18 protein-coding genes are annotated in these 24,256 nt (G+C 65.9%); 10 read left to right on the forward strand and 8 right to left on the reverse strand.

Annotation, left to right across the window (positions count from 1 at the left end):
- Positions 1-289: 289 nt before the first annotated feature.
- A complete protein-coding gene (locus tag J7355_RS00005; protein WP_209058689.1) occupies positions 290-4,678 on the reverse strand; it encodes an efflux RND transporter permease subunit in 4,389 nt (1,462 codons plus the stop codon).
- The gene (locus tag J7355_RS00010; RefSeq protein ID WP_209058690.1) at positions 4,671-5,786 is read right to left on the reverse strand and encodes an efflux RND transporter periplasmic adaptor subunit; all 1,116 of its coding nucleotides are present in this window, start codon (positions 5,784-5,786) and stop codon (positions 4,671-4,673) included. The genes J7355_RS00005 and J7355_RS00010 overlap by 8 nt, the downstream gene beginning before the upstream one ends.
- A 90-nt stretch (positions 5,787-5,876) precedes the next feature.
- Between J7355_RS00010 and J7355_RS00015 the strand changes: the two genes are divergently transcribed.
- From J7355_RS00015 to J7355_RS00030, 4 genes are all read left to right on the forward strand, one after another.
- On the forward strand, positions 5,877-6,512 hold the full coding sequence (locus J7355_RS00015) for a TetR/AcrR family transcriptional regulator (protein ID WP_209058692.1): 636 nt from the start codon (positions 5,877-5,879) through the stop codon (positions 6,510-6,512).
- 63 nt (positions 6,513-6,575) lie between these two features.
- Positions 6,576-8,681 carry an FUSC family protein gene (locus J7355_RS00020; protein WP_209058694.1) on the forward strand — a complete coding sequence of 702 codons (2,106 nt, stop codon included), beginning with the start codon at positions 6,576-6,578 and terminating at the stop codon, positions 8,679-8,681.
- A complete protein-coding gene (locus tag J7355_RS00025; RefSeq protein ID WP_209058696.1) occupies positions 8,671-8,874 on the forward strand; it encodes a DUF1656 domain-containing protein in 204 nt (67 codons plus the stop codon). The genes J7355_RS00020 and J7355_RS00025 overlap by 11 nt, the downstream gene beginning before the upstream one ends.
- Before the next feature lie 47 nt (positions 8,875-8,921).
- Positions 8,922-9,869 carry an HlyD family secretion protein gene (locus J7355_RS00030; protein WP_209058700.1) on the forward strand — a complete coding sequence of 316 codons (948 nt, stop codon included), beginning with the start codon at positions 8,922-8,924 and terminating at the stop codon, positions 9,867-9,869.
- Here J7355_RS00030 and J7355_RS00035 read toward each other — a convergent pair whose 3' ends face one another.
- The 3 genes from J7355_RS00035 to J7355_RS00045 form a co-directional block, all read right to left on the reverse strand.
- A complete protein-coding gene (locus J7355_RS00035; RefSeq protein ID WP_247739656.1) occupies positions 9,870-11,129 on the reverse strand; it encodes an MFS transporter in 1,260 nt (419 codons plus the stop codon).
- 42 nt (positions 11,130-11,171) lie between these two features.
- Entirely contained in the window at positions 11,172-11,657 is a 486-nt protein-coding gene (gene greB, locus J7355_RS00040) for a transcription elongation factor GreB (RefSeq protein ID WP_209058705.1), read from the reverse strand.
- A 99-nt stretch (positions 11,658-11,756) separates the two neighbouring features.
- A complete protein-coding gene (locus J7355_RS00045) occupies positions 11,757-12,623 on the reverse strand; it encodes an NAD(P)-dependent oxidoreductase (RefSeq protein ID WP_209058707.1) in 867 nt (288 codons plus the stop codon).
- A 431-nt stretch (positions 12,624-13,054) separates the two neighbouring features.
- On the opposite strand from J7355_RS00045, the gene J7355_RS00050 reads away from it, so the two are divergent.
- From J7355_RS00050 to J7355_RS00075, 6 genes are all read left to right on the forward strand, one after another.
- Positions 13,055-14,245, forward strand: a complete 1,191-nt coding sequence (locus tag J7355_RS00050; protein ID WP_209058708.1) for an aminotransferase class V-fold PLP-dependent enzyme — start codon at positions 13,055-13,057, stop codon at positions 14,243-14,245.
- A gap of 131 nt (positions 14,246-14,376) precedes the next feature.
- Positions 14,377-15,369: a TRAP transporter substrate-binding protein gene (locus J7355_RS00055; RefSeq protein WP_209058709.1), complete on the forward strand. Its 993-nt coding sequence runs from the start codon at positions 14,377-14,379 to the stop codon at positions 15,367-15,369.
- A 90-nt stretch (positions 15,370-15,459) separates the two neighbouring features.
- Positions 15,460-16,044, forward strand: coding sequence for a TRAP transporter small permease subunit (locus J7355_RS00060; RefSeq protein ID WP_293621063.1), 585 nt, complete (start codon positions 15,460-15,462; stop codon positions 16,042-16,044).
- Between the two features lies 1 nt (position 16,045).
- Positions 16,046-17,329 (forward strand): TRAP transporter large permease, encoded by a 1,284-nt coding sequence (locus tag J7355_RS00065; RefSeq protein ID WP_209058710.1) that lies wholly within the window; start codon positions 16,046-16,048, stop codon positions 17,327-17,329.
- A 16-nt stretch (positions 17,330-17,345) separates the two neighbouring features.
- Complete coding sequence (locus tag J7355_RS00070; RefSeq protein ID WP_209058711.1) at positions 17,346-18,131, forward strand: enoyl-CoA hydratase/isomerase family protein; 786 nt, start codon at positions 17,346-17,348, stop codon at positions 18,129-18,131.
- Between the two features lie 23 nt (positions 18,132-18,154).
- Complete coding sequence (locus J7355_RS00075; protein WP_209058713.1) at positions 18,155-19,345, forward strand: CoA transferase; 1,191 nt, start codon at positions 18,155-18,157, stop codon at positions 19,343-19,345.
- 16 nt (positions 19,346-19,361) lie between these two features.
- Here the strand turns inward: J7355_RS00075 and J7355_RS00080 are convergent, their stop codons facing one another.
- The 3 genes from J7355_RS00080 to J7355_RS00090 all read right to left on the reverse strand — a co-directional run bounded on the left by J7355_RS00080 (position 19,362) and on the right by J7355_RS00090 (position 24,236).
- A complete protein-coding gene (locus tag J7355_RS00080; RefSeq protein ID WP_209058715.1) occupies positions 19,362-20,477 on the reverse strand; it encodes a DSD1 family PLP-dependent enzyme in 1,116 nt (371 codons plus the stop codon).
- 9 nt (positions 20,478-20,486) lie between these two features.
- Positions 20,487-21,155: a GntR family transcriptional regulator gene (locus tag J7355_RS00085; protein WP_209058719.1), complete on the reverse strand. Its 669-nt coding sequence runs from the start codon at positions 21,153-21,155 to the stop codon at positions 20,487-20,489.
- An 87-nt stretch (positions 21,156-21,242) separates the two neighbouring features.
- A complete protein-coding gene (locus J7355_RS00090; protein WP_209058722.1) occupies positions 21,243-24,236 on the reverse strand; it encodes an FAD-binding and (Fe-S)-binding domain-containing protein in 2,994 nt (997 codons plus the stop codon).
- Positions 24,237-24,256: the final 20 nt, after the last annotated feature.

Raw genomic sequence — 24,256 nt, forward strand, 5'->3', positions numbered from 1 at the left:
CCGGCCTCGGCCTCCTTCAGAAAACCGATGATCTGCTCTTCGGTGTAACGCTTCTTCATGTCCAATCTCCAGACTTCGGGTGATTGGACTCCAGATCGGCCTGCTACTCAATAGTGGGGGATGGTCGCCACTTCCAGGCACAGCGCTGCTGGCTCAAAAGCCCTGCAGGCGCGCTCGAGTGGGCATGAAAGTGACCCCCGGCATCTCGTTAGCCCAACGCGGGCGTATTCGCTTGAAGTCCCGGGGCGCCGGGGCGATCGCGACTTCTGTCGGGTAAGCGCGAGCTGGATTAACGGGCGGCAGCCATGAGCGCGGCCGTGTTTCCGGTGGCCTCCTGGACACTCACCCAGGCGCGTACGACGTCGTAGCGGGCAATCTCTGCCTGCGCTTGTCTCTCGGCAAGCGTGGCCTCGGCATCGAGCAGGTCATCGACGTTAGCTCGCCCGGCCTCGAGACGCGCAGCGCGGGTGTCACGCGTGCCAGTGGCGCTTTGCACGCCCAACGTTGCAAGCTCGACGCGCTCGCGGCTGTCCTGAAGATCGGCCAGGGCGCGGGTGATTTCCAGGCGTACGCCGTTTAGAAGCTCGGTGCGCTGAGCACGCAGTGCGGCAAGCCGCGCCTGCGCTTCGCCCTTCGCTGCGCTGATGGTGCCGCCGGCGAACGGTGTCCATGTCACCTGTGCGGCGATGCGGCCTTCACGTTCGGGCAGGAACGCGCTGCCCTCGTTGTAATGCAGGCTGGCGACGGCATCGAGCGTGGGTAGACGTTGCGCCGACGCAGATTTGACCTGCAGCGTTGCGGCACGAACACGCGCGTCGAGCGCGGCAATGTCGCGGCGACGCGTGATGGCCTTTTCGGTAAGCGTGTCGGCGTTATCCGCAACGGCGGGTGCTTCAAAAGCAAGGGGCGTTGGCGCCACGGGGTGGGTCAGGCCCAGAGCGCGGCCCAACGCGGTCCGGGCCACTGCCATGTCCTGGGCGAGACTGCGTTGTTGCTGGCGCGCTTCACGTTCTCGGTAATCGACTTCCAGCACATCGCTACGCAGCGCGCGGCCATCGTTCTGGAGTGCGGCAATTCGCCGGGCACGGGCCGCCAGGTTCGTGACCAGGGCCCGGTTGGCCTCGGCGCGTGCCGCGACACTGAGTGCGTCCAGATAAGCATTCGCGCCGTCCGCCATGCTGGTGACGCGCGATCGTGCCAGGGTGTGGGTGGCCGCGCCGGCCGTTTCGGCGGCGGCAGGCCCATCATAGAGTTGTGCCGCTGCATCGATAACGGGTTGACGCAGTTCCACCGTCGCGCCGCGCTTGTCCCGCGAGCCGACCGGGATCGAGGCCTCGGGGAAGTTCAGCGGCTGATCGAACAGGGCGGCGGCGTCGGACGTGTCGATACGGGCCACGCTGTCGCTACGCGAGACAAACGCATTGGCCGACAAGGTCGGGTAGCGTCCCGCGCGGCGCGCACGATCCGCGGCAGAGCCCGCGGCCTCTGCCTGCATGCGGTCCGCAATCACACGTGCTCGATTCGGGGCGAGCCGGATGCTGTCGGCGAAACTGACCCGTGCCACGTTATCCGCCGTCTCGCTCTGTGCCGAAGCGGGCGCAGATGTGCCGACCACGGCGAGACTTCCGATTACGAGTGCGATGGTCGCCGACGTTGTGGCCCGGGGGCGGGGCGCTGGTTTCATCGTGAGTTGGCATACCGCGGGCAGAACGATGAGCGTGAGCACCGTGGATGCGAGAAGCCCCGTGATGATGGGCCATGCCAGCGGCGGCCAGAGCGTGGTGTCCGAAAACGCGAGCGGCAGCAGGCCGGCGATCGTGGTTGCTGTGGTCAACAGAATCGGACGTGTTCGCCGGCGCACGGCTTCCGCGATGGCCGCCTCGAGGCTCGTGCCGTGGCGCCAGCGGTCATCGATCACGTCGATCAGCACGATCGCGTTGTTGACCACGATGCCGGTCAGTGCGAACAGCCCGAGCAGCGGCTGGAAACCGAACGGGATCTGCAGCAGCAGCAGCCCGGGGACCACACCGACCAGCGCGAACGGCGCGGTGAGCAGCACCAGTCCCACGCGGATGAACGAGTTGAACTGCACGAGCAGAAAGAACAGCAGCAACGCGATGCCCAGCGGCGCCGCGGTGAACAACGCGGCATTGGCCTTGCCGGACTCCTCGGCATCGCCGCCATACTCGACCTCCGTGCCGGCCGGCAGCGCCAGTTCGGCGACCCGTGCCTTCAGGGGCGTGAGCACCTGGCTGTAGACATGGCCTTCGACGAGTTCGCTGTACACATGGGCCACCCGGCGCTGATTGTGGTGACGAATGGCGCCCGGCTCGATCGCCAGGCGCGTGATCGCCACCTGCATGAGCGGCACCGCGCCGCCCTGGGCGTTGTAGACGCTGGTGGTCTGCAGCGAGGTGGGCGAGAAGTGTTCGCCCTCCGGGCTGCGCAGCTTGATCGGCACCGGGTCTTCGCCGGCGCGGTACTGGCCAACGATCAGCCCATGACTGCGTCCACGCAACGCTTCGGCGACATCCACCGGGGTGACGCCGAAGCTGCGCGCAACCGCTGGCTCGATCGTGTAGTCGAGGCTTGGCACACCGGTGCCTAGATCGTGACGCACGTCGCGCGTACCCGCGATGCCTAGGGCCGCGTTGAAGATCGTTTCCGTGGCTTCGACCAGACGTTGCGGATCGTCGTTGAAAACGCGCAGTTCGATCGGCGCGGTGACCGGCGGGCCCTGGCTGAGCACCGAGGCGACCACGTCGGCCGCCGGCAGGTGGTCGGCGCTGTAGCGCTCGATCGCGCCGATGATCGCGTGGTTGCGCTCCAGTCCGTCGGTCTTGACCACCAGCCTGGCGCGCTGCGGCGCCTCGGGCAGTTGCTGGAGGTTGTAGTAGAACTTCGGCCCCCCTGTACCGATGAAGCCGTGCACGGTCTGTACGCCCGTCATCCGGTGCAGCGCCTGTTCGAGTTCGCGCGCGGTCTGCTGCGTTCGGGTCAGGTGGGTGCCTTCAGGCAGGGTGATATCCACGATCACGGTGGCGCGATCGGCTTTCGGAAAGAATTCCTGATCCACGAAACGCATGCAGCCCAGCGCGATCGCGATCGCCGCCACGCCCAGCGCAAGCCACGCCGCAGGGTGGCGAGCGGTCACATGCGCCAGCCCGTCCGCCAGACGCTGGACGGGGTCGCGTCGGGAGCGCGCCTGGGCGCGCAAGAAACGCTGGCTGATCAGCGGCGTCACCGTCACCGCGTAGAGATAGCTGACGCCGAGCGCGAGCATGATCGTGATCGGCAGCGCACGGATGAAGTCCGCCGAATTGCCCTCGGCGAGCAGCATCGGCACGAATGCCGCCAGCGTGGTGCCGGTTGCCGCCAGCAGCGGGCCGGCGAGTTCACGCACCGACCGCATCGCGGCATCGTGCGGTTTGGCGCCGCCGTTGAGATGCCATTGCACGTTCTCGGTCATCACGATCGCGTTGTCGACCAGGATGCCTAGGGCGACCACCAGGCCGATGACCGCCATCTGCTGCAATACGCCGCCGCCCAATGCATAAAGAGCGATCGCGGTGAGCGTGACCAGTGGCAGCAGCACCGCGACGATGACGCCCATGCGCCAGCCCATGAACACGAACAGAATGCCGAGAATGATCGCGATCGATGCCAGCAGATTGAACGTGAGATTGGCCAGGCGCTGTTCGGTCTGTGCCGGCTGGTAGAACATCTCCTCGATCTGCAACGGCGCAAGTTCGGGGCGCATCTCCTGTGCGGCTGCCCGTACACGACGGCCGAACGCGACCACGTCGGTGGTTTCGCGTACCGCGACCACTTCCACGGCTACCGCACGTTCGCCCTGGAACCACACGCGCTCGCGTGGCGGTTGGGCGCTGGACTCGTAGACATGGGCGATCGCCGACAGCGGCACGGTACCGCCGCCCGGCAGACCGATTGCCGTCGCCCGGATGTCGTCGATCGAGTCGTAATCGGTGTTCGGCTTCAGATTGACGGACGCTCCGGCGAGCAGAATCGTGCCGCCCGCGGCCACGCTGTTGTTTGCACGGATATCGTTGGCGATCCGCTGCGGGGATAGCCGGTAGCGTGCGATCGCTGCATCGTCGATAGCGATCGTGACCTGCTTGCCGGGGTCACCGAACAGGTTCGTCGAGGACACCTCGTCGAGGCCGATCATGCGCTTGCGCAGTTTCTTCGCGGCATCCACCAGGACGAGCGGGTCGTCGCTGCCGGTCACCGCAAGCAGCACCGTCGAGGCATCGATGACGCGGTCGTTGAGCCGCGCCTGGCCGACGCCGTCCGGGTAATCCCGACGCGCGTCGTCCATCGCGACCCGCACCCGGTCCCAGGCGCTACCGGTATCGTAGACCGAGCCGGCAAGCTCCACGGTCACCAGCGCAACGCCCTGGCGCGCGGTCGACTCGATCAGATGAACCTGCTCCACCTCCGCGATCTGCTCTTCGAGTGGCTTGAGAACCAGGCGCTCGATACGGTCGGGCGCGGCGCCGGGAAACGGCACGGTGATCAGCCCGGCGCGATACGGAAACGAGGGATCCTCCTGGCGATCCATGTACAGGAACGCCGCCACGCCGGCGAGAACGAAGACCGTGACCAGCGTGAAGATCAGCCGGCCCTGGCCCAGCAGACGCTCGAGCGGATCAGTCATCGAGCACCCGAACCCGGCGACCGCTGCTGAGATTGTTGAGCCCCACCGTGACCACCGCATCGCCCACCGCGAGATCGCCGGTCACCAGCACGTTTTCGCCCACGATCTCGCCCGGTTCCACCGGCACCGCGGTGGCGATGCCGTCGCGCACGCGGTACACACGCGGCGTGTCGGTGCCGCCCGGACTCGCGACCGCGCTCGCCGGCACCATGAGGCTGTCCGATGGCTCGGATTCGACACGCCAGTTCACGCTCAAGCCGGCCCGAAGATCGCTGCCCGCGTCGAGTGTGATCACGGCGGCGAACAGCTGACCGGCGCCCTGGGCGGCACGGGCCAGCTGGCTGACCGTGCCGCGGACTTCGCGGTCGTCGAAGAACGGCAGGGTGAGCGTCGCGCTATCGCCGACCGCCACCTCGCCCAGCAGGTTTTCCGGCACGCCGATCTCGACCTCGAGCGACTGTTCGCCGCTGAGCGCCACCACCGGTTGGCCGGCGGGCACGAATTCGCCCGGCTCGAAGAAGACCTGCTCGACCGTGCCGGCGATCGGCGCGGTCAGGCGTTGTTCGTCCGCCGAGTTCTGTGCGCGCTCGCTCTGGGCGCGGGCGCTGGCGAGCTGTGCGGAAAGCGTGTTGCGGCGTGCGCGGGTGTTTTCCAGTTCCTGACGGGTGGCCGCGTCCTGGGCGACCAGTTTTTCCACGCGCGCGAGGTCGCGCTCGGCCTGGGCGAACTGGGTGGACAGCTGGCGCACATCGGCCTTGGCGGCAGTGGCCGCCGGGCCCAGTTCGGGTTGGCTCAGCCGGGCGATCAGATCGTTCTTTTCAACCGCGCTGCCGATACGTACTGGGCGCTCTGCGAGCTGCCCGCTGACCTGAAAAGCCAGGCGGGCACGGCTGGCCGCCCGGGTCGTGCCGGTGAGCGAGAACACGCGGGCGCGCTGGTTGCGTGCCACCTGCGCCACGCGCACGGGCTTGTCCGCCGCGGCCGCCTGCGGCTGTTCCTGTGAATCGGCCGGCCCCGAGCAGCCCGCCATCGCCAGCGTGAACGCAAGCAGCAGTACGCCGGCGCACCCGGCCGACAGCGCGCGGTGTTTATTGTTCTTGATAAGCAATCGATTCCCCGGATCGAGCGCGTAACTCGCGCCAGAACGCCACGCTAGATAGTCATGTTGACAGTGTCAACACGTGCTAGCCTAGCGCAAATGAGCGATACAGCGCAGATTGGTAACGACCCTTATCACCACGGCGATCTGGCCAACGCCTGTGTGCGCGCTGCGCTTTCGCTGCTCAACGATCACGGGCTGTCCGGCGTCACGTTGCGCGAGGTCGCGCGCTGCATAAACGCATCGCGCAGCGCGCCGTACCGGCATTTCGCCGACAAGCGCGATCTGCTTGCGGCCTGCGCACAGAACGGTTTCGCGCGCCTGGCGCAGCTGGCCGAGCATCTTTTGGCGGATGCGACCGCGCCCGATGTCGACACGGTGCGCACCCTGCTGCATGGCTACGCCCGTTTCGGCGCAGCCAACCCGCACCTCTACCGACTGATGTTCGCCAGCGATTTCGAAGTGGACGAGTATCCGGCCCTGACCGCTGAAGCCGAGCGCGCGTTTTACGTTCTCCAGGGCGCGATCCGCGCCGGTCAGCAGGCCGGCACGCTGGACGTGGATGACCGCGACGGGCTCGTGCTGACGCTCTGGTCGAGCGTTCACGGTCTGGTGTCGCTGCATAACGAACTGCCGACCTGTTCGGTGCTCGATACACGGGCGCTGGAGGCGAACCTGGATCGCGTACTCGACATTCTGCTGCCCGCCTTGCAGCCGGCCCCCGTCCCGGCCTGAGAACGGCCGTCGAGCGGCGCATGCCGTAGAGGACATCGACGACTAATCTGTATAATACAGAAGATGAATCGTCTGGCCTGGCTTCTCCTTCCCGGCGGCGAGAGCGTGTCTTTCGCGATCCGCTGCTGCGTTTCCGTGGCGGTCGTGCTCTATCTGGCGTTCTGGCTGCAGCTCGACAACGCCTACTGGGCCTTCATTAACGTCGCGATCCTCATTCAGCCATTGCCGGGTTTCCTCGTGGTGCGGGCATTCTCGCGCCTGCTCGGTACATTCGTGGCGGGCGTGGTCTCGATTGTGCTCGTGGCCTTGTTCGCCCAGAGCTATACCCTGTTCTGTGTCGGCCTCGTGGGCTGGGTCAGTCTCATGGTGTTCTGCGCCAGCCTGTTCCGGAACAATCTGTCCTACGGCTTCGTGCTGGCCGGTTATGTGACGATGATCGTCGGCGTGCGCGCGATGGCCGATCCCGACACGGTGTTTTCGGTCGCCGTGGCGCGAACCGCCGAGACCGGGCTGGCGGCAGTCGTGGCGGCCTTCGTGAGCGTGCTGCTCGCGCCCGGCGTGACCGCGCGCAAGTATCTCCAGGCCCGGGTGGGCGCCATGAAGGCGATGGGGCGACAGCTCGGTCGCATGCACGGCGGCGCGGCGTCGAAACCGGGCGCCGGTGGTGCCTCCGAAACGCCGCATCCGGAACTGCACGAGTTGGTGAACAAGACCCTGTCGCTGGAGCAGACCCGCCAGTACGCCCGCTACGACGAGCCAGCATTCTCCGAGTACGATCGCCTCGCACGACGGCTCGACTACGAGCTGCTCGCGCTGGTCAGCGGCATGGCGTCGCTGCAAGTCTATCTGGGCAAGTTCGGCGCTCGGGTCGATCGCGGGCCACTGCGCCGCCTGGACGAGGCGGCGGCACTGCTGGGGAAGAATCCGAACGATACGGGCGCGATCAAGCGCGCCTTCGGTCAGGCCTACAACGCGATCCTCGCCGATGCCCGCGCCGACCGAAACAACGATGCACGCCGCTCGCTGGTCGACTGGGTGATCATCAGCCGCGCGCTGGATCTCGCCAACCGCATGCGCGCGGCGGTGATCAAGCACGGCATGCTGCTCGCCGAGCGGGGCGCCGGGGCGAGCAGGCGTGCGCGTCGCAGCGAGTTCTCGGCGCCGGTATCGCTGCGCGAATCATGCCGGACGACGATACGCGCGGGCACGGCGATCGCGGTCGGCGCTGCGATATGGGCAACGCACAACGATCCCGCACTCAGCGGCATGATGGTGCTGCTGGCCGTGCTGACGACACTCTTTGCGCTGGGCGATAACCCGGTCGCGGGCGCGCGCGGATTCGGCATCGGCTCGGTCTGTGCGTTCGTGGCCGCCTTTGTCGCCAACTTCGTACTGCTGCCCGCGGTCAACGGCTTTGTCATGCTCATGATCGTGATTCTGCCGTTCGTGTTCGTCGCCGGGCTGGCCATGGCGACGCCGAGCCTCGCACTGGTCGGGCGGATTAGCCTCGTGCAGTTCGCGTTGCTGGTGAATCCCGCCAATGGCAGTCGCCAGGATTTCGTCACCTTTGCAGAAGCGTTCATGGGTATCGGGCTTGCCGTCATCCTGGCGTTGGTCGCCTTTTCGCTGATCCTGCCCGTTTCGCCGCGCGGCCTCTTGCGCGAACGTCTTGCGGGCATGTTCGGCGAACTCGCGAAGGGATTCACCGGATCGCGCGAGCGGTTCGAAACACGCATCTACGACCGGCTGCTTCGCCTTCCGGTCGCCGCCGACCAGGGCGAGACGCATGTCAGTGCCCGCCAGGCCGCGTTTTCGGCGGTGAACATGGGCCTCGAGGCCCGTTCGCTGCGCGTCATGGCACGCCATGCCGCTTTTGATACGGCAACACAGACCGCGGTACACGACCTGCTGGCCGAACTCGAAGCGCTGTTCCGGCACGGATACCCCGCCCTCGACGCCGTGTTTTCGGTGCAGGGCCGGGCCAATGCCCTGGCACAGCAGCTCATGCGCGAAGCGTTGGGGTTTTCGCCGCGCCGTCGCTTGCGTCATGGCGTGCGTGCTGCGGTAGCGGCCGAGCTTGTGGCGGCGGCTCTCGCCGATTACGGCATGGCGCGCGAGAATGCAGACGGTGATCGCATAAGGCTGGGGGACTCCGAGCGTGTGGTCTGAGCAAATCGCGTTCGGCGGTATCTATCTGCCCGTCTTCTTGGCGTTCCTGGCGGCGGCCGGGCTGGGGTACCTGCTGCTGCGTTTCGTCCTGCTGAGGCTGCGCGCCTATCGCCTGTTCTGGCACCCGGCATTGGCCGGCGCCGCGTTTTTCATCATCGTGCTGGCAAGCCTGCTGCTCGTGTTCGGGCCATGACGCCGCAGGCCGTGTCGCTGCGCGATTCGTTCTATAGGTGGAGTTGAATGGCCGGTTCAAGAGCGTCTTGGCTCATCGTTTTACGCGTGCTCGCCACGCTTACGCTCGTCGGCGTGGCCGCCGTGCTCGGGTGGTTCGCATGGCAGCACTATGTTTACGCGCCGTGGACGCGGGACGCGCGCGTACAGGCCGATGTGGTGAATATCGCCCCGGAGGTGTCGGGCACCGTGACCGAGGTGGCCGTGCCCGACGATCATTACGTCGCGAAGGGCGATCTGCTGTTCAGGATCCAGCCGGTGCGTTTCGAGAACGCCGTGGCCGAGGCCCGCGCAGCGCTGGAACAGGCCCGGGCGCAGCAACGTTTCGCGCGACGCAACGCGCAGCGGCTCGAACGTCTGCCGCGTGGCAGCGTCTCGACCCAGGCGCGTCAACAGGCGCAGTCCGAGCTTGGCACGGCGAACGCGTCGGTCAGCCAGGCACAGGCTCGGCTGGCACAGGCGCAACAGAATCTCGAATGGGCGACCGTGCGCTCGCCGGTCAACGGCTACGTGACCCACCTGCTGCTCGATGAAGGCGATTATGCCCAGCAGGGCCAGGCATTGATGACGCTCGTGGATGCCGAGAGCTTTCGCGTCACCGCCTATTTCGAGGAAACCAAGCTGCCGCATATCGGCACCGGTGACCGGGTGCGTATCGACCTCATGGCCAGCGATCGTAGGCTTGCCGGGCACGTGGCGAGCATCGGCCGCGGCATTGCCGTGGCCAACAACGCGTCCGGCGAGCGCAACCTGCCGAACGTCGATCCGGTCTTTCAGTGGGTGCGCCTCGCCCAGCGCGTGCCCGTGACCATCGCTTTCGACGATCTACCGGACGACCTTGCGCTCACCGTTGGTCTGTCGGCCACGGTGCACGTGCAGCCGGATGCGCGGCCCGGGGCGCCGTCGGCCCCGCACGACGGCCTGGTCAAGCCGCCGCAGAATCTCGACGGTTCGTGATCAGCCGGGCGGCGTGCGCGTGGTGGCGACATCGCTGAGTCGGTCCACGCGCCGTAGCGCGGGGAATAGCGCCATCCACAGGCCCACCACGGCGAGCGTGCCGGCACCGCCGATCACGACCGCCCCTACGGTGCCGAACAATGCCGCCGTCACGCCCGATTCGAACTCGCCGAGCTCGTTCGAGGCCCCGATGAACAGCATGTTCACGGCGTTGACCCGGCCGCGCATGGCATCGGGCGTGGCGAGCTGAATCAGCGACGAGCGTACGAACACGCTGATCATGTCGGCCGCGCCCATGATCATCAGCGCGACGAACGACAGCACGAAACTGCTGGACAGGCCGAAGACGATGGTCGCCACGCCGAAAATCGCGACTGCCGCGAACATGATCGCGCCGGCGCGGCGCTCGAGGGCGTTGCGCCCGAGATAGATGCCCATGGCGAAGGCGCCGATCGCGACCGCGCTGCGCAGCAGGCCCAGGCCGGCCGGCCCGACATGCAGGATCTCGTGGGCGTAGACCGGCAGCAGCGCGGTTGCGCCGCCGAGCAATACGGCGAACAGGTCGAGCGAAATGGCGCCGAGGATGATCGGGCGCGTCCGTACGTAGACGATACCGGCGGTGAAGCGCGCGAAGGCGCTCTGGCGCGTGGTGTCCGCGCGTGCCGGCAGGCGCCGCCGGATCAGCGCGATGGCCGTTGCGGCGCCGGCGAAAAGCAGGGCACAGAGCAGGTAGGCAAACGCCGGGCCGAGCAGATAGACCGCGCCGCCCAGTGCCGGGCCACCGATCACCGCGACCTGAAACGCCGACGAGTTCCAGGCGATTGCTTTTGGCAGACGCGCCTCACCGACCAGCTGCGGCAACAACGACTGCATGCCCGGCCCGGCAAAGGCACGCGCCATGCCGAATAGCACCAGCACGCCGAAAAAGCCGACCGGTGAATCGGTTCCGGACAGCGTGAGGCCCAGAAACAGCAGGCCTGCGATCGCTTGTACCAGCCAGCTCGCGGCCAGAATCAGCCGTCGCGGCAAGCGATCGGCCGCGTCGCCCGCGGGCAGCACGAGCAGCGCCATCGGCAGAAACTGCGCCAGACCCACCCAGCCGAGGGTGAGCGGATCACGGGTCATGTCGTAGAGCTGCCAGCCCACAACAACGGACTGGATCTGTGTGGCCAGCGTGGCGGTGATGCGGCCGGTCAGCAGTTGTACGAACGCGCGATCGCGCAGCACGCTGTGGGCGTCGGGGGCGAAAGATCGGCTCATGGTCGGCTGCATGCTACACCGATCGGGCCGCTGTGTTTGTGCTCAGTCAGCCGGCGGCGCGTAGTGGATGGCCATGATCTCGAGTTCGCGTTCGCCCTGCGGGAGTTCTACGACGATCACGTCGCCCAGTCGCTTGCCGATCAGCGCCCGGGCCACCGGCGAATTGAGGCTGATCGCGCCGGTCGCGGCATCGGTTTCGTCGGCACCCACGATGCGGTAGCGATGGGCCGCCTCGTTTTCGTCCAGAACATCGACCCACGCGCCGAAGAACACCTTGTCCGGATCGTCGGGCGTGGCGTCGACGACGGTGAGCTCGTCGATGCGCTTGCCGAGATAGCGCACGCGACGATCGATCTCGCGCAATTCCTTCTTGCGATAGATGTACTCCGCATTCTCGGAGCGATCGCCCTCGGCCGCGGCCGCCGACAGCTCGCGGGTCACATGCGGACGCTTCTTGCGCCAGAGATAGTCCAGTTCGTCAGCCAGCGTCTGCCAGCCGGCTCGGGTGATGTAGTCGCGTTTGGCCAAGCGCCTGTCTCATCATCGCAAGTCAGCGCGCCAGCATAAAAGAAAGGCCCGCGCGCGGTTAAGCGGCGCGGGCCCTTCGCGCGAGCACCGGTCTACGGCTCAGTCGCCGCTATTGCCCATCGACCCGGGCGGCGGCGGTACATCGTCGGGCACGAAGAAGTCGGGCCAGAGCGCCTTGCTGGGGTCGACGGCGTACTGCTCGAAGTCGTTGACGCCGTTTTCGTGCAGCAGCACGTCGTCCATGCAGAAACGGCCGGTGAAGTCGCGGCTGTTCTTGGTGAGGATGATGTGGGCGGCGTCGGCCACGATCTCGGGGGTGCGACAGTGCGCCATCATCTCGTCGCCGCCGATGAGGTTGATCGCGGCGGTGGCTATGCCGGTACGCGGCCAGAGTGCGTTGAAGGCGATGCCGTCCTCGGCGAACTCCTCGGCCATGCCGAGCACGCACAGGCTCATGCCGTATTTCGCGATCGAATAACCCACGTGCGGGCCGAACCACTTGGGCTTCATGTCCAGTGGCGGCGAGAGCATGAGCACATGTGGATTGTCTGATTGTTTCAGATAGGGGATGCACTTCTGGCTGACCAGGTAACTGCCGCGGGCGTTGATCTGGTTCATGAGATCGTAGCGCTTCATCGGCGTTTCCAGCGTGCCGGTCAGCGAGATGGCGCTGGCGTTGTTCACGCAGATGTCGATGCCGCCGAAGTGGTCGGCGGTCTGCTTCACCGCGGTTTCGACCTGATCCTCCTCGCGGATGTCGCAGACGATCGGCAGGGCCTTGCCGCCGGCCGCCTCGATCTGTTCGGCCGCGGTATGAATCGTGCCCGGCAGTTTGGGATGCGGCGTGTCGGTCTTGGCCGCGATCGCCACGTTGGCACCGTCGGCCGCTGCGCGCAGCGCAATGGCCAGGCCGATGCCGCGCGAGGCGCCGGAAATGAAGAGGGTCTTGTTCGCGAGCGATGCCACGGGTTCAACCTCGAAGATGTGTAAGGGCGCAGACACAGTAGCCTAGAGCGGCGGGGCTCGTCAGGCATCGGCCGCTTCGGCGCCGGGGGTTAAGCCCCTGAGTGCGACTTTGTAACCCGAAAGTCGTAGGCGGCGCATTGTCACTGACCGCCAAATGAATGCAGTTGGCATTTCTATAAAACCAATTTAAATCAATATTTTATTTCATAGTGACGGCGAATAATTGCGCGCGAAATACAAATTGCATTCATTATTCTATTCGCCTACGCTGAACTTCCGGTCAGCGCTGTATTGAACGGCGTAGCCCGCGGTGTCGTCATCGAGGCGGCCGCCGGGGCTCGATAACGATCGGACAGAACAACGCAGGGCCGCGTCCGGCGCATGTCGGCCCGTGGTCCGGACCCGAAAACCGTAGTGTGGAGGAGCATTGCGTGAGCTATAAAAGCGGCCGTCATTTTCTGCAGATTCCCGGCCCGACCAATGTGCCGGACCGCGTGCTGCACGCGATGTCTTATCCGACCATCGACCACCGTGGTCCGGATTTCCAAGCGCTCGGCGCCGACGTGCTCGAACGCATCAAGCCGGTTTTCGGCACGACCAATCCGGTCATCATATTTCCGGCGTCGGGTACCGGCGCCTGGGAAGCGGCGCTGGTCAACACGCTGTCGCCGGGCGACCGCGTGCTGATGTTCGAGACCGGCCATTTCGCCACGCTCTGGCGCAACATGGCGCAGAAGCTCGGTTTCGAGCCGGAGCTCATCGATAGCGACTGGCGCCGTGGCGCCGACCCGCAAGCCATCGAGAAACGACTGGCCGAGGACCGCAATCACGAGATCAAGGCCGTGGCGGTCGTGCACAACGAAACGTCCACGGGCGTGACCAGCCGCATCGCGAAGATCCGTAAGGCGATCGATAACGCGAAGCACCCGGCGCTGTTACTGGTCGACACGATCTCGTCGCTGGGTTCGATCCGCTACGAGCACGACGCCTGGGGCGTGGACGTGACCGTATCCGGCTCGCAGAAGGGGCTGATGCTGCCGCCGGGGCTGAGCTTCAACGCCGTGTCCGACAAGGCGCTGGAGGCATCCCGGACATCCGGCCAGCCGCGCTCCTACTGGGACTGGCAGGACATGCTGGGGCCGAACGAGAACGGCTTTTTCCCATACACGCCGGCTACCAATCTGCTCTACGGGCTGCGCGAAGCGATCGACATGCTCGAGGAGGAAGGGTTGGACAACGTCTTCGCCCGCCACGACCGCCATGCCGAGGCGACGCGTCGCGCGGTGACGGCCTGGGGCTTCGACATCGTCTGCGCCAACCCGGCGGAGTATTCCAGCGCGCTGACTGCCGTGCTCGTGCCGGACGCCGTCGACCCGGACGCGCTGCGCCGCCTGATCCTTGATGACTTCGACATGTCGCTGGGCGCCGGGCTCTCGAAGCTCAAGGGCCGGGCGTTTCGTATCGGTCATCTCGGCGACTTCAACGATCTCACCCTTGCCGGCACCCTCAGCGGCGTGGAGATGGGGCTCAAGCGCGCCGGTATCGAACACCAGTCGGGCGGCGTGCAGGCCGCACTCGATTACCTGGCCGAAACCGCGGGCAGCGCGGCAAAGGTGGCCTGAGCGAAAACCCATTGTCTCCGGCACGGCCTGCCGCGTCGGAAACTGAGGCATCGGGTACGTCCCGAGGGACAACACGGCCCGCAAGAGGCTGTGGCATAAGCAAAAAACGAAAGTGAAGAACGGAGGAGAGCATGACTAGAAGAACATCCACCCTGCTGTGCGCGGTCGCCGCGCTCGGGGTATTCGCCGCATCGGTGGGCGTCGGCCAGGCAGCCGAAACGATCAAGTTCGGCCATGTGGGCCAGCCCGGCTCGCTGATGGACAAGACCGCGAAGGAATTCGCCAAGCGCGCCAACGAGAAACTCGGCGACAAGGCCGAAGTACGGGTCTACGGCTCCAGCCAGCTCGGCAGCGATACGCAGATGCTGCGCAAGCTCAAGCTGGGCACCATCGACATGTCGCTGCCGTCCACGGTGATGAGCTCGGTGGCGCCGTCGTTCGCGCTGTTCGAGATGCCGTTTCTGGTCAACGACCGTGAGCACATGGCCCGTATTCGTGAAAGCGAGCTCATCAGCGGCAAGCTCGACGAGGCCGCCGAGTCCCAGAATTACAAGATCATTGGCATCTGGGAAAACGGCTTTCGCAACATCACCAACAACGAACGCCCGATCAGCAGCCCGGATGACCTGAAGGGCATCAAGCTGCGTACGCCGAACGGGCAGTGGCGTGTGCGCATGTTCAAGTCCTACGGCGCGAACCCGACGCCCATGCCGTACTCCGAAACGTTCGTGGCCCTGCAGACGGGCGCCGTGGACGGTCAGGAAAATCCGCTCGCGCAGATCTATCCGGCGCGTTTCTATGAGGTGCAGAAGTACCTGTCGCTGTCGCGCCACGTCTATACCCCGGCGTATGTGCTCGCGGGCGCGAGCTGGCAGCGCATGCCCAAAGACGTGCGCAGCGTGCTCAAGGAAACCGCCGAGGAAATGCAGCCGGTGGCCCTCGAGATGGGGGCGGAGCTCGAAGAAGAACTCCTGACCAAGCTCAAGGACGAGGGCATGGAGGTCAACGACATCGACCGCCAGGCCTTCGTGGATGCCTCCGAGCCGATCTACCAGCAGTTCGAGAGCGACGTCGACGACGGCGAAGCGATGATCGAAGAGGTTCGCAGCCGCAAGGACGAATAGTCCCGCCTACGGCGTACCGCGGTCACGGCACAACGCCGGCCGCGGTACGCGCCTCGCTGTAAATCGATCATCTCCTGCGGAGTATTTCTCGTGAAGACACTTGCGGTTATTCGGGCGAGCCTCGACCGGGTGCTGGAAGCGATTGTCGTCGTGCTCATGATCGCGCTGTCGCTCGTGGTCACGGTTGGCTTTGCGTCCCGGTTGCTGGACATGCCCCTGTCGTGGACCGGCGAAGTCGCCGCCACCGGCCTGGCGTGGCTGACCTACTACGGCGGCGCGCTCGCCGCGAGCAAGGGGGCACACATTACCTGCCCCAATATCGTGAACATGATGCCGCCGGCCCTGCGCGTGCCGGTGATCGTGCTGGCCGAAATCTTCACCATCGCGTTCTTCGTGCTGCTGGCCTGGACCGGCTATCAGGTGATGGTGATCCTCGAAGGCAGTTCGCTGGTCAGCCTGCCGTCGGTGTCGCAACAGTTGACCCAGTCGGTCATTCCGATCGCATCCGTGCTGTTCATCATCGCCGAACTGCTGCGTTTCCCCGAGACGCTGGCCTGTGCACGCGGCGCTGGCTTCGTGCACGAGCCCGATCTCGAAGAGGAAATGCCGCAGTCCGCCGAGACGATCGAAGACAGCAGCGCCAGCGCGCGCCGCGACGCCACGGGGGAGCGCTGACATGGCGATCACCTTCATGCTGCTGGGCCTGCTGGCCCTCATTCTCATCAATGTCCCGATCGGCGTGGCGCTCGCCGTGGTGGGTGCCGCGGGCATGTACCTGAGCTACGGCGCGATGGCGCTGCCCAACGTCGCACTGACCATGTACGACGGCGCCACCTCGTTCCCGCTGCTCGCGATTCCGCTGTTCGTGTTCGCCGGCGCGATCATGAACGCGTCGAGCATCGCGCGCCGCCTGATCGATCTGGCCTCGGCCATGGTCGGTTTTATTCGCGGCGGCTTGTCGCTGGTGACCATCGGTTCGTCGATCTTCTTTGCCGAGATCTCCGGCTCTGCCGTGGCCGGCGTCGCCGCGCTCGGCAGCGTGCTGATTCCGGCGATGCGCAAGCGTGGCTACTCGCGCGAGTTCTCGGCGGCCATCTCGTCGTCGGCTGCGAGCCTGGCGATCATCCTGCCGCCTTCGATTCCGATGATCCTGTATGCCGTGATGGCCCAGGAGTCGGTGGTGAAGATGTTCATCGCCGGCGTGTTTCCGGGGCTGCTCGGCGCGCTGGGTCTGGCCTTCATGGCGTACTTCCTGGCGCGCAAGAACAACTATCCGGTAGAGGACAAGTTCCGCCTGTCGCGTCTGGCCACGGCCTTCAAGAACGCGTTCTGGGCGCTGACGATCCCGGTGATCGTGCTCGGTGGCATCTTCGGCGGTTTCGTCACCGCCACCGAGGGCGCCGCACTCGCCGTGGTCGCGGCGCTGATCATCAGTGGGCTGATCTATCGCGAACTGAACCTGGGCAAACTCTATCGGGCCTGTCTCGAGGGCGGCGTGCAGACGGCGGTGGTCATGCTGCTGGTCGCGGCTTCCGCGCTGGTGGGCGACTACTTCACCGAAGCGCAGCTGCCGCAGCAGCTCGCCGCCAGCATTGAAGGCATCACGACCAACACCTATGCGGTGCTGGCGCTGCTCAACGTCTTCTTCCTGATCCTGGGCATGTTCCTGCACTCGGCGGCCGCGATCATCCTGGTCGTGCCCATCGTCATGCCGCTGATCCACGCGGTGGGCATCGATCCGGTGCACTTCGGCCTGATCGTGACGCTGAACCTGGCCATCGGCCAGCAGACGCCGCCGGTGGCCAGCGTGCTGATCACGTCCTGCTCGATCGCCAAGGCGGACGTGTGGCGCACCAGCAAGGTGAACCTCTGGTTCATCGGCGTGCTGTTCGCGCTGCTGATGATCAACACCTATGTGCCGACCATCGCGCTCGCGCTGGTGAACCTGGTCTACGGCTAGAAGGCGGGAGGTCTTCATGGCAACCGACGAACTGCTGTTCGAGAAATCCGGCGCGAAGGCGTCTATCGTGTTCAACCGTCCGAGCGTGCACAACGCCATGAACTGGGCGATGTACGACCGTCTCGAAGCCGTCTGCGACGAGATCGACGCCGACGACGACATTCGCGTGGTCACGCTCTCGGGTGCCGGCGGCAAGGCATTCGTCGCCGGCACCGACATCGGTCAGTTCCGGGACTTCGAATCCGGCGACGATGCCGTGGCCTACGAGCAGCGTATCGACCGCGTGGTCAGCCGGCTCGAGCACCTCAAGCGCCCGACCATCGCCATGATTCAGGGCGTATGTGTCGGCGGCGGGGCGGCGATCGCGCTGGCCTGCGATTTTCGCTATGCCGACGACAACCTGAAGCTCGGTATTCCGATCGCGAAGACGCTCGGCAACTGTCTGTCCATGGCCAACTTCGCGCGCCTTGTCGATCTGCTGGGCACGCCCAAGGCCAAGGAAATGCTCATGCTCGCGCGGCTGTTCAAGGCCGAGGAGTGCAAGGCCGCGGGCGTGGTCAACGACATCTTCGCCGCCAACACGATCGAGGCCGAGGTCGATGCGATCGCGGATCGCCTGACGCAGATGGCGCCGCTGACCGTGGCTGCTACCAAGGCCGCGATCCAGCGTATTCACGAGGCCCGGCGCATTGCGCCGGAAGACGGCGAGGACCTGATCCGCTCCTGCTACACCAGCGACGATTTCCACGGCGCGGTCGCCGCGTTCATGGAAAAGCGTCGGTACGCCTGGCAGGGCCGCTAGAACACATACGGGAGAACACGAAGATGAGCTTACCGCTGGACGGGCTGCGCGTGCTCGACATGTCCCAGATCATGGCCGGGCCCTACTGCACGATGGTGCTGGCCGACATGGGCGCGGAGGTGACCAAGATCGAAAAGATCAAGGGCGGCGACGACTCGCGCCAGATGGGCCCCTATATCGAGGACGAGTCGACCTGCTTCATGCAGATCAACCGGAACAAGCGCAGCGTTGCCCTCAACCTCAAGGACCCGGACGCGCGCGCGCTGTTCTACGACATGGCCCGTGAGGCCGACGTCATCATCGAGAACTTTCGCCCCGGCGTGACCCAGTCGCTTTCGGTCGACTACGACACCCTTAAAGAGATCAATCCCGGCATCATCTATTGCTCGATCTCGGGCTACGGCCAGACCGGCCCGTACCGCAACAAGGGCGGCTTCGACCTGGTCGCCCAGGGCGCGACCGGGCTGATGTCGATGACCGGCGAGCCCGGCCGGCGCCCGCTCAAGACAGGGGTCGCCGTCTACGACATCGGCGCCGGCATCACCGCGGTCTATACGATTCTGGCCGCCTATATCCATCGCCAGAAAACCGGCGAAGGCCAGCATCTGGACGTGGCGATCGGCGAATGCGGCATGCCGTGGTTCACCTGGGAGGCGGCCGCCTATTTCGGCGAGGGCCGCGAGCCGCAGCCCACAGGTTGGCGCCATCGCGTGTCGGCACCGTACCAGGCACTGGCCACACGTGACGGCTATCTCATGCTCGGCTGCGCCAACCAGCGCACCTGGGAACGCTTCTGCAATGACGTGGTCGCCAAGCCGGAATGGATCGACGATCCGCGTTTTCGGACCAACAGCGATCGCGGCGCGAACGTCGAAGAACTCGAAGCGCTCATCGAAGACGTGTTCGCCAGCGAGGATACCGAGACCTGGCGGGCGCGCTGCGACGAGGCCGGTGTGCCGGCCGGGCCGATCAACACCTTCTCGCAGGCATTGTCGGACCCCCATTACGTCGAGCGCGGCATGGTGCAGGAATTCGAGCATCCGACCGCCGGCACGGTGAAGACGCTGGGCTTCGCCAGCAAGTTCTCGTCCACGCCGCAGCAGATTCGTCGGCCCAGCCCGCTGCTCGGCGAGCACACCGAGGAAGTGCTGGCCGATATGGGCATCGATGCCGATCGCCTGGCCGCGCTGCGAGACAAGGGCGCGATCGCCTGATCGCAGCCCGGCAGCGCTAGCGGCTCATCCCGCGGGCGGAGACCGGCCAGAGCGCGATCACGCGATCGTCGCGACAGGCCACCAGCCAGTCGTGCAGGTTCACGGTCGGGTCGCAATGGCCGGGCACGAGCCGGAGCGTACCCCCGAGCGCGAGGTGGTCGTGCGGATCGTCGAGCTGGCCGTGCTCGTCCGAGGCGCCGGTGTAGCGGATGTCGTCGTAGTCGAAAACCACCGGCAGGCCGGAATCCACGCTGTGCGACTTCAAACCCGCGTCGCAGACCGCGTGGCCGGGCCGGGTCTTGCTGATCACCCGCGTCTGTAGAAACAGGCTGTGCTCGAACGGCAGGGCGCCGCCGTCCACGCCGCGCACGCGGGCATAGTCGGCGTCCATGAAGATATAGGAGCCGCACTGCAGTTCGTTATAGAGACCGCTCACGGCCTCGATATCGAAACTGCCCGTGCCCGCGCCGGCCACGATCTCGCAGTGCAAGCCGCGGGCGGCGAGCCGCTCCACCGTGTCGCGGGTGAGCGCGATCGCGTGGTCGATGGTGGCGCGGCGCGCGGCGTGATCGCGCAAATGCTGGGCCGGGCCGTGGTAGGCCTGCAGGCCGGCGAAACGCAGATGCGAGGTGTCGGCAATCCGGCGTGCGAGGGCGCAGGCGGGTTCACCCGGCGCGATACCGCAGCGCCCCGCGCCGACATCGATCTCGACCAGCACGTCGATACGCGCATCGACCGCTGCCGCCGCCGTATCGAGCGCGGCAACGCTGGATACATCGTCCACGCAGACCAGAACACGGGCCTGTTTCGCCAATGCGGCGAGCCGCGCGATCATGCGTGGTGCCACCACCTCGTTCGACACCAGCACGTCGCGCGCGCCGCCGGCGACCATGGCCTCGGCCTCGCTGACTGTCTGGCAGCACAGGCCGACCGCGCCGCGGGCGAGCTGGCGCGCGGCGATATCCGGGCTCTTGTGGCTTTTCGCATGCGGTCGCAGACGCAAATGGTGTTCATGCGCGAACGCGGCGAGGGTGGCGATATTGCGGTCGAGTGCGTCGAGGTCGATCAGAAGACACGGCGTGTCGACCTCGGTGACCGACATGCCGACTTCGGCAGGAACGTTGGCCGTCATGAACCGGCGTCAGCTGGCCAGCTCGTCGCTGTCGGTATCGTCCACGGCGACACGGTCGAGCTTGTGCTTCAGATGGCCGCGCAGGATGCGGCCGAGCTGTTCGCTGTCGCGGTTTTCGAGTGCCGCGATCATCTGCTCGTGCTCGCCGACGACCTGTTCCCACAGCGCGGGCGACATTTCCTGGGAGAAGCGGAATCGGCGCACGCGTTCGTTGAGGTTGTTGTAGGTTTCCAGCAATACCTCGTTGCGGGCCGCTGCGACCAGCGTTTCGTGGATGCGCTGATTGACCTCGAAGTACGCCGCCAGATCGCCGTTCTCGTAATGGGTGATCATCTGCTCGTGCAGATGACGCATGGTGTCGATCTCCTCGGAGCTGACGTGCTGACAGGCCAGTTCGCCGGACAACCCCTCGAGCGCGCTCATGACGTCGAGGGTGTCCTTGAGCATGCGCCGCGTGAGCTTGACCACGCGCGCGCCGCGATTGGGCAGCAGCTCGACGAAGCCTTCCGAGGCGAGCACCTTCAGCGCCTCGCGCAGCGGCGTGCGCGATACCCCGAACTGCTCGCAGAGCTGTTTTTCCGGCACGCGCGTGCCGGGTTTGAGACGGCCGTCCTTGATCATCGTGCGGATGCGCTGGGCGGCTTCGCCGTAGAGAGAACCCTGTCTGATCTTTTCCATGCCCTGGTTGCCGTTGGCGGCACCGGCATGGTCGGCCGGCGCCGGGTTTTCTTGTCGATTTTCGAATGTGACGGTAGCAGAGTCCCGCTATATCGCCGCACGCCGCTTGAGCTGGCGCGCCAGCAGCACCGCGACATGCTCGGCCTCGCGGGCGGCGCCGTCGCGGATCTGGTGCCGGCAGCTGGTGCCGTCCGCCACGATATGCACGTTGTCGTCGGCGTTGCGCACGGCCGGCAGCACGCCGAGCTCGCCGATCGCCATTGACGTATCGTAGTTTTCGGCCTGATAGCCGAACGCGCCGGCCATGCCGCAGCAGGTCGAGGCGATGGTCTCGACCTCGGCATCCGGAATCCGGCGCAGCAGCCGCTCGATATCGGATACGGCGTTGAAGGCCTTCTGGTGGCAGTGGCCGTGCAGCAGCACGCGTTCGCCGTTGAGGCCGTCCAGTTCCAGCTGGGCGCGTTCGGCCGCGCATTCGCGTTCCAGAAACTCTTCGAACAGCAGGGCGTTGTCGGCCAGCCGGTCGGCGTCCGGGCCGGGCAGCAGCGAACGGAACTCGTCGCGCATAGTCAGCAGGCAGGACGGTTCCAGGCCGACGACCGGCACGCCGCGGCGCACATGCGGCATGACGGCGGCCATCGTGCGCTGTGCTTCCGCGCGCGCATTGTCGGTATCGCCGGACGCCAGGTAGGTGCGGCCACAGCATAGCGGTCGCCCACCGTTTTCGGGCTGGGCCATATGCACCTGGTAGCCGGCGGCCACGAGTACGTCGACGGCCGCGCGCAGATTGTCGGCCTCCTGCCAGCGGTTGAAGGTGTCGGCGAAGAGCACGACCTCGCCGGCTTTGGCTTCGCCGATCGATGCCGTGTCACGAAAGGGCCGGGCATGCCAGACCGGCAGCGGCCGCCGGGCGGATAGGCCGATGATCTTTTCGCTGAGTTTGGCCAGCCCCGGAATCCGATCGCGCAGGTTGAGCATCCAGCCCATCCAGGCGATCTTCGGCGCATAGCGTGGCAGATGGGCAATCACCCGGTCGCGCAGGCTGCGCCCATGGCGTTCGTGGTAATGGTGGAGGAATTCCACCTTCATCTTGGCCATGTCCACGCCGGTGGGGCATTCGCGCTTGCAGCCCTTGCAGCTCACGCATTTCGATAGCGTGTCGTACATCTCGTGCGAGGTCAGCGCATCCTCGCCGAGCTGGCCGGACAGCGCCAGGCGCAGCGAGTTGGCCCGCCCGCGGGTCACGTCGCGCTCGTTCTTGGTCGCGCGATAGGACGGGCACATCACCGCGGCGTCGAACTTGCGACAGGCACCGTTGTTGTTGCACATCTCCACCGCCGAGGCGAAGCTGCCGTGCGCCGACCAGTCGAGCGCAGTCTTGATCGGAATCGTCTTGTATTGCGGGTTGAAGCGCATGAGCCGCGTGTCGTCCATGCGCGGCGCGTTCACGATCTTGTTCGGGTTGAACAGGCCGTTCGGGTCGAAGGTCTGCTTGATCTCTTCGAACGTGCTGACCAGGCGTCGGCCGTACATCGCCTCGTGGAATTCGGAACGGGAGATGCCGTCGCCGTGCTCGCCCGAATGCGAGCCCTTGTATTCGCGCACCAGCGCAAAGGCTTCCTCGGCGATCGCCCGCATCTTCGGCGCGCCGGCCGGGTCTTTCAGGTTGATGATCGGGCGCACGTGTAGACAGCCCTCGGAGGCATGGGCATACCAGGTGCCTTCGGTGCCGTGCTTGTGAAAGACCTCGGTGAGGCGCTCGGTATAGTCGGGCAGATCGGGCAGGGGCACCGCGCAGTCCTCGATGAAGGAGACCGGCTTACCGTCGCCCTTCATCGACATCATGATATTCAGCCCGGCCTTGCGCACGCCCCAGATTTCGCTCTGTTCGGCGGGCGTGAGCGCTTCGACCACGCCGTCCGGATAGCCGAGATCGCCCATCAGTTCGACCAGCTTGGCCAGATGCGCGCGCTGTTCGTCGAAGTTCTCGCCGGCGAATTCCACCAGCAGCACGGCCTGCGGCTCGCCGCGGATATAGCGCTCCATGACCGGGCGGAAGATATCGATCTCGCGGCTCAGGCCGATGAGTGTGGCATCGACCAGCTCCACCGCGGCCGGCTTCAGGCCCACGATCGGCTCGGCGGCCTCCATTGCCTTGCGAAAGGTCGGGAAATGGCACACGCCCAGCACCTTGTGCTTCACCATGGGCTGCAGGTCGATCTCGATCTGCTGGAAGAAGCCCAGCGTGCCTTCCGAGCCCACCAGCAGGCGGGCGAGATTGGGCGGGCGATCCGGCTTGTTCGGCGCCAGCTCGTTGAGGTTGTAGCCGCCCACGCGGCGATTCACGTCCGGGAAGAAGCGCGCCAGCTCGTCGGCCTCGCGGGCGTAGAGCGCGCTCATCTTCTCGGCCAGCGCGCGATAGGCCGGCGTGGCTTTCGCCATGGCCTCGGAGTCGTCGATGCGGCCGAAATGATGGGCGCTGCCGTCGGCCAGCACCGCGTCCACCGCACGCGTGTTGTGGACCATGTTGCCGTAGCGCAGGCTGCGCGTGCCGCAGCTGTTGTTGCCGGCCATGCCGCCGAGCGTGGCCCGCGCGCTGGTGGACACATCCACCGGGTACATCAGCCCGTGCGGCGCGAGTTTCTTGTTCAGCGCATCCAGCGTGATGCCCGGCTCGACTACCGCGATACGGTTTTCGACATCGAGCGAGACCAGCGAATCCAGATACTTGCTGGTATCCAGCACCAGCGCTTCGTTGACCGTCTGGCCGTTCTGCGAGGTGCCACCGCCGCGCGGCAGCACCGGCACGCCCTCGCCGCGGGCGATTTCCAGCGCGCCGACGATATCGGCCTGGGTGCGGGGCACGACCACGCCATGGGGGCGCATCTGGTAGATCGAGGCATCGGTGCTGTAGCGCCCGCGCGAGAATTCGTCGAACAGCACCTCGGCCTGCAGTTCGTTGCGCAGGCGCCGTTCGAGCGGCGACTGGTTGTCTGAACCGGGCGGGGATCTGCGAGCCGGTTTACGGCGGGGGGCTTCGGTACTTGCGGCGTCGCGCCGCGCCAGCGTGGGGTCGGCCATTGTCTGCTCTCGTTCTTGTT

Origin of the sequence: Endozoicomonas sp. G2_2, from assembly GCF_017744135.1 — a bacterium.
Classification (GTDB): Bacteria; Pseudomonadota; Gammaproteobacteria; order Nevskiales; family Salinisphaeraceae; genus Salinisphaera.

Bases quoted from the DNA above. Each gene is read 5' to 3' on its own strand.
- J7355_RS00005 (WP_209058689.1), bottom strand. From the start codon at position 4,678: ATGACTGATCCGCTCGAGCGTCTGCTGGGCCAGGGCCGGCTGATCTTC.
- J7355_RS00015 (WP_209058692.1), top strand. From the start codon at position 5,877: ATGAGCGATACAGCGCAGATTGGTAACGACCCTTATCACCACGGCGAT.
- J7355_RS00020 (WP_209058694.1), top strand. From the start codon at position 6,576: ATGAATCGTCTGGCCTGGCTTCTCCTTCCCGGCGGCGAGAGCGTGTCT.
- J7355_RS00030 (WP_209058700.1), top strand. From the start codon at position 8,922: ATGGCCGGTTCAAGAGCGTCTTGGCTCATCGTTTTACGCGTGCTCGCC.
- J7355_RS00035 (WP_247739656.1), bottom strand. From the start codon at position 11,129: ATGAGCCGATCTTTCGCCCCCGACGCCCACAGCGTGCTGCGCGATCGC.
- J7355_RS00055 (WP_209058709.1), top strand. From the start codon at position 14,377: ATGACTAGAAGAACATCCACCCTGCTGTGCGCGGTCGCCGCGCTCGGG.
- J7355_RS00065 (WP_209058710.1), top strand. From the start codon at position 16,046: ATGGCGATCACCTTCATGCTGCTGGGCCTGCTGGCCCTCATTCTCATC.
- J7355_RS00070 (WP_209058711.1), top strand. From the start codon at position 17,346: ATGGCAACCGACGAACTGCTGTTCGAGAAATCCGGCGCGAAGGCGTCT.
- J7355_RS00075 (WP_209058713.1), top strand. From the start codon at position 18,155: ATGAGCTTACCGCTGGACGGGCTGCGCGTGCTCGACATGTCCCAGATC.
- J7355_RS00080 (WP_209058715.1), bottom strand. From the start codon at position 20,477: ATGACGGCCAACGTTCCTGCCGAAGTCGGCATGTCGGTCACCGAGGTC.
- J7355_RS00085 (WP_209058719.1), bottom strand. From the start codon at position 21,155: ATGGAAAAGATCAGACAGGGTTCTCTCTACGGCGAAGCCGCCCAGCGC.
- J7355_RS00090 (WP_209058722.1), bottom strand. From the start codon at position 24,236: ATGGCCGACCCCACGCTGGCGCGGCGCGACGCCGCAAGTACCGAAGCC.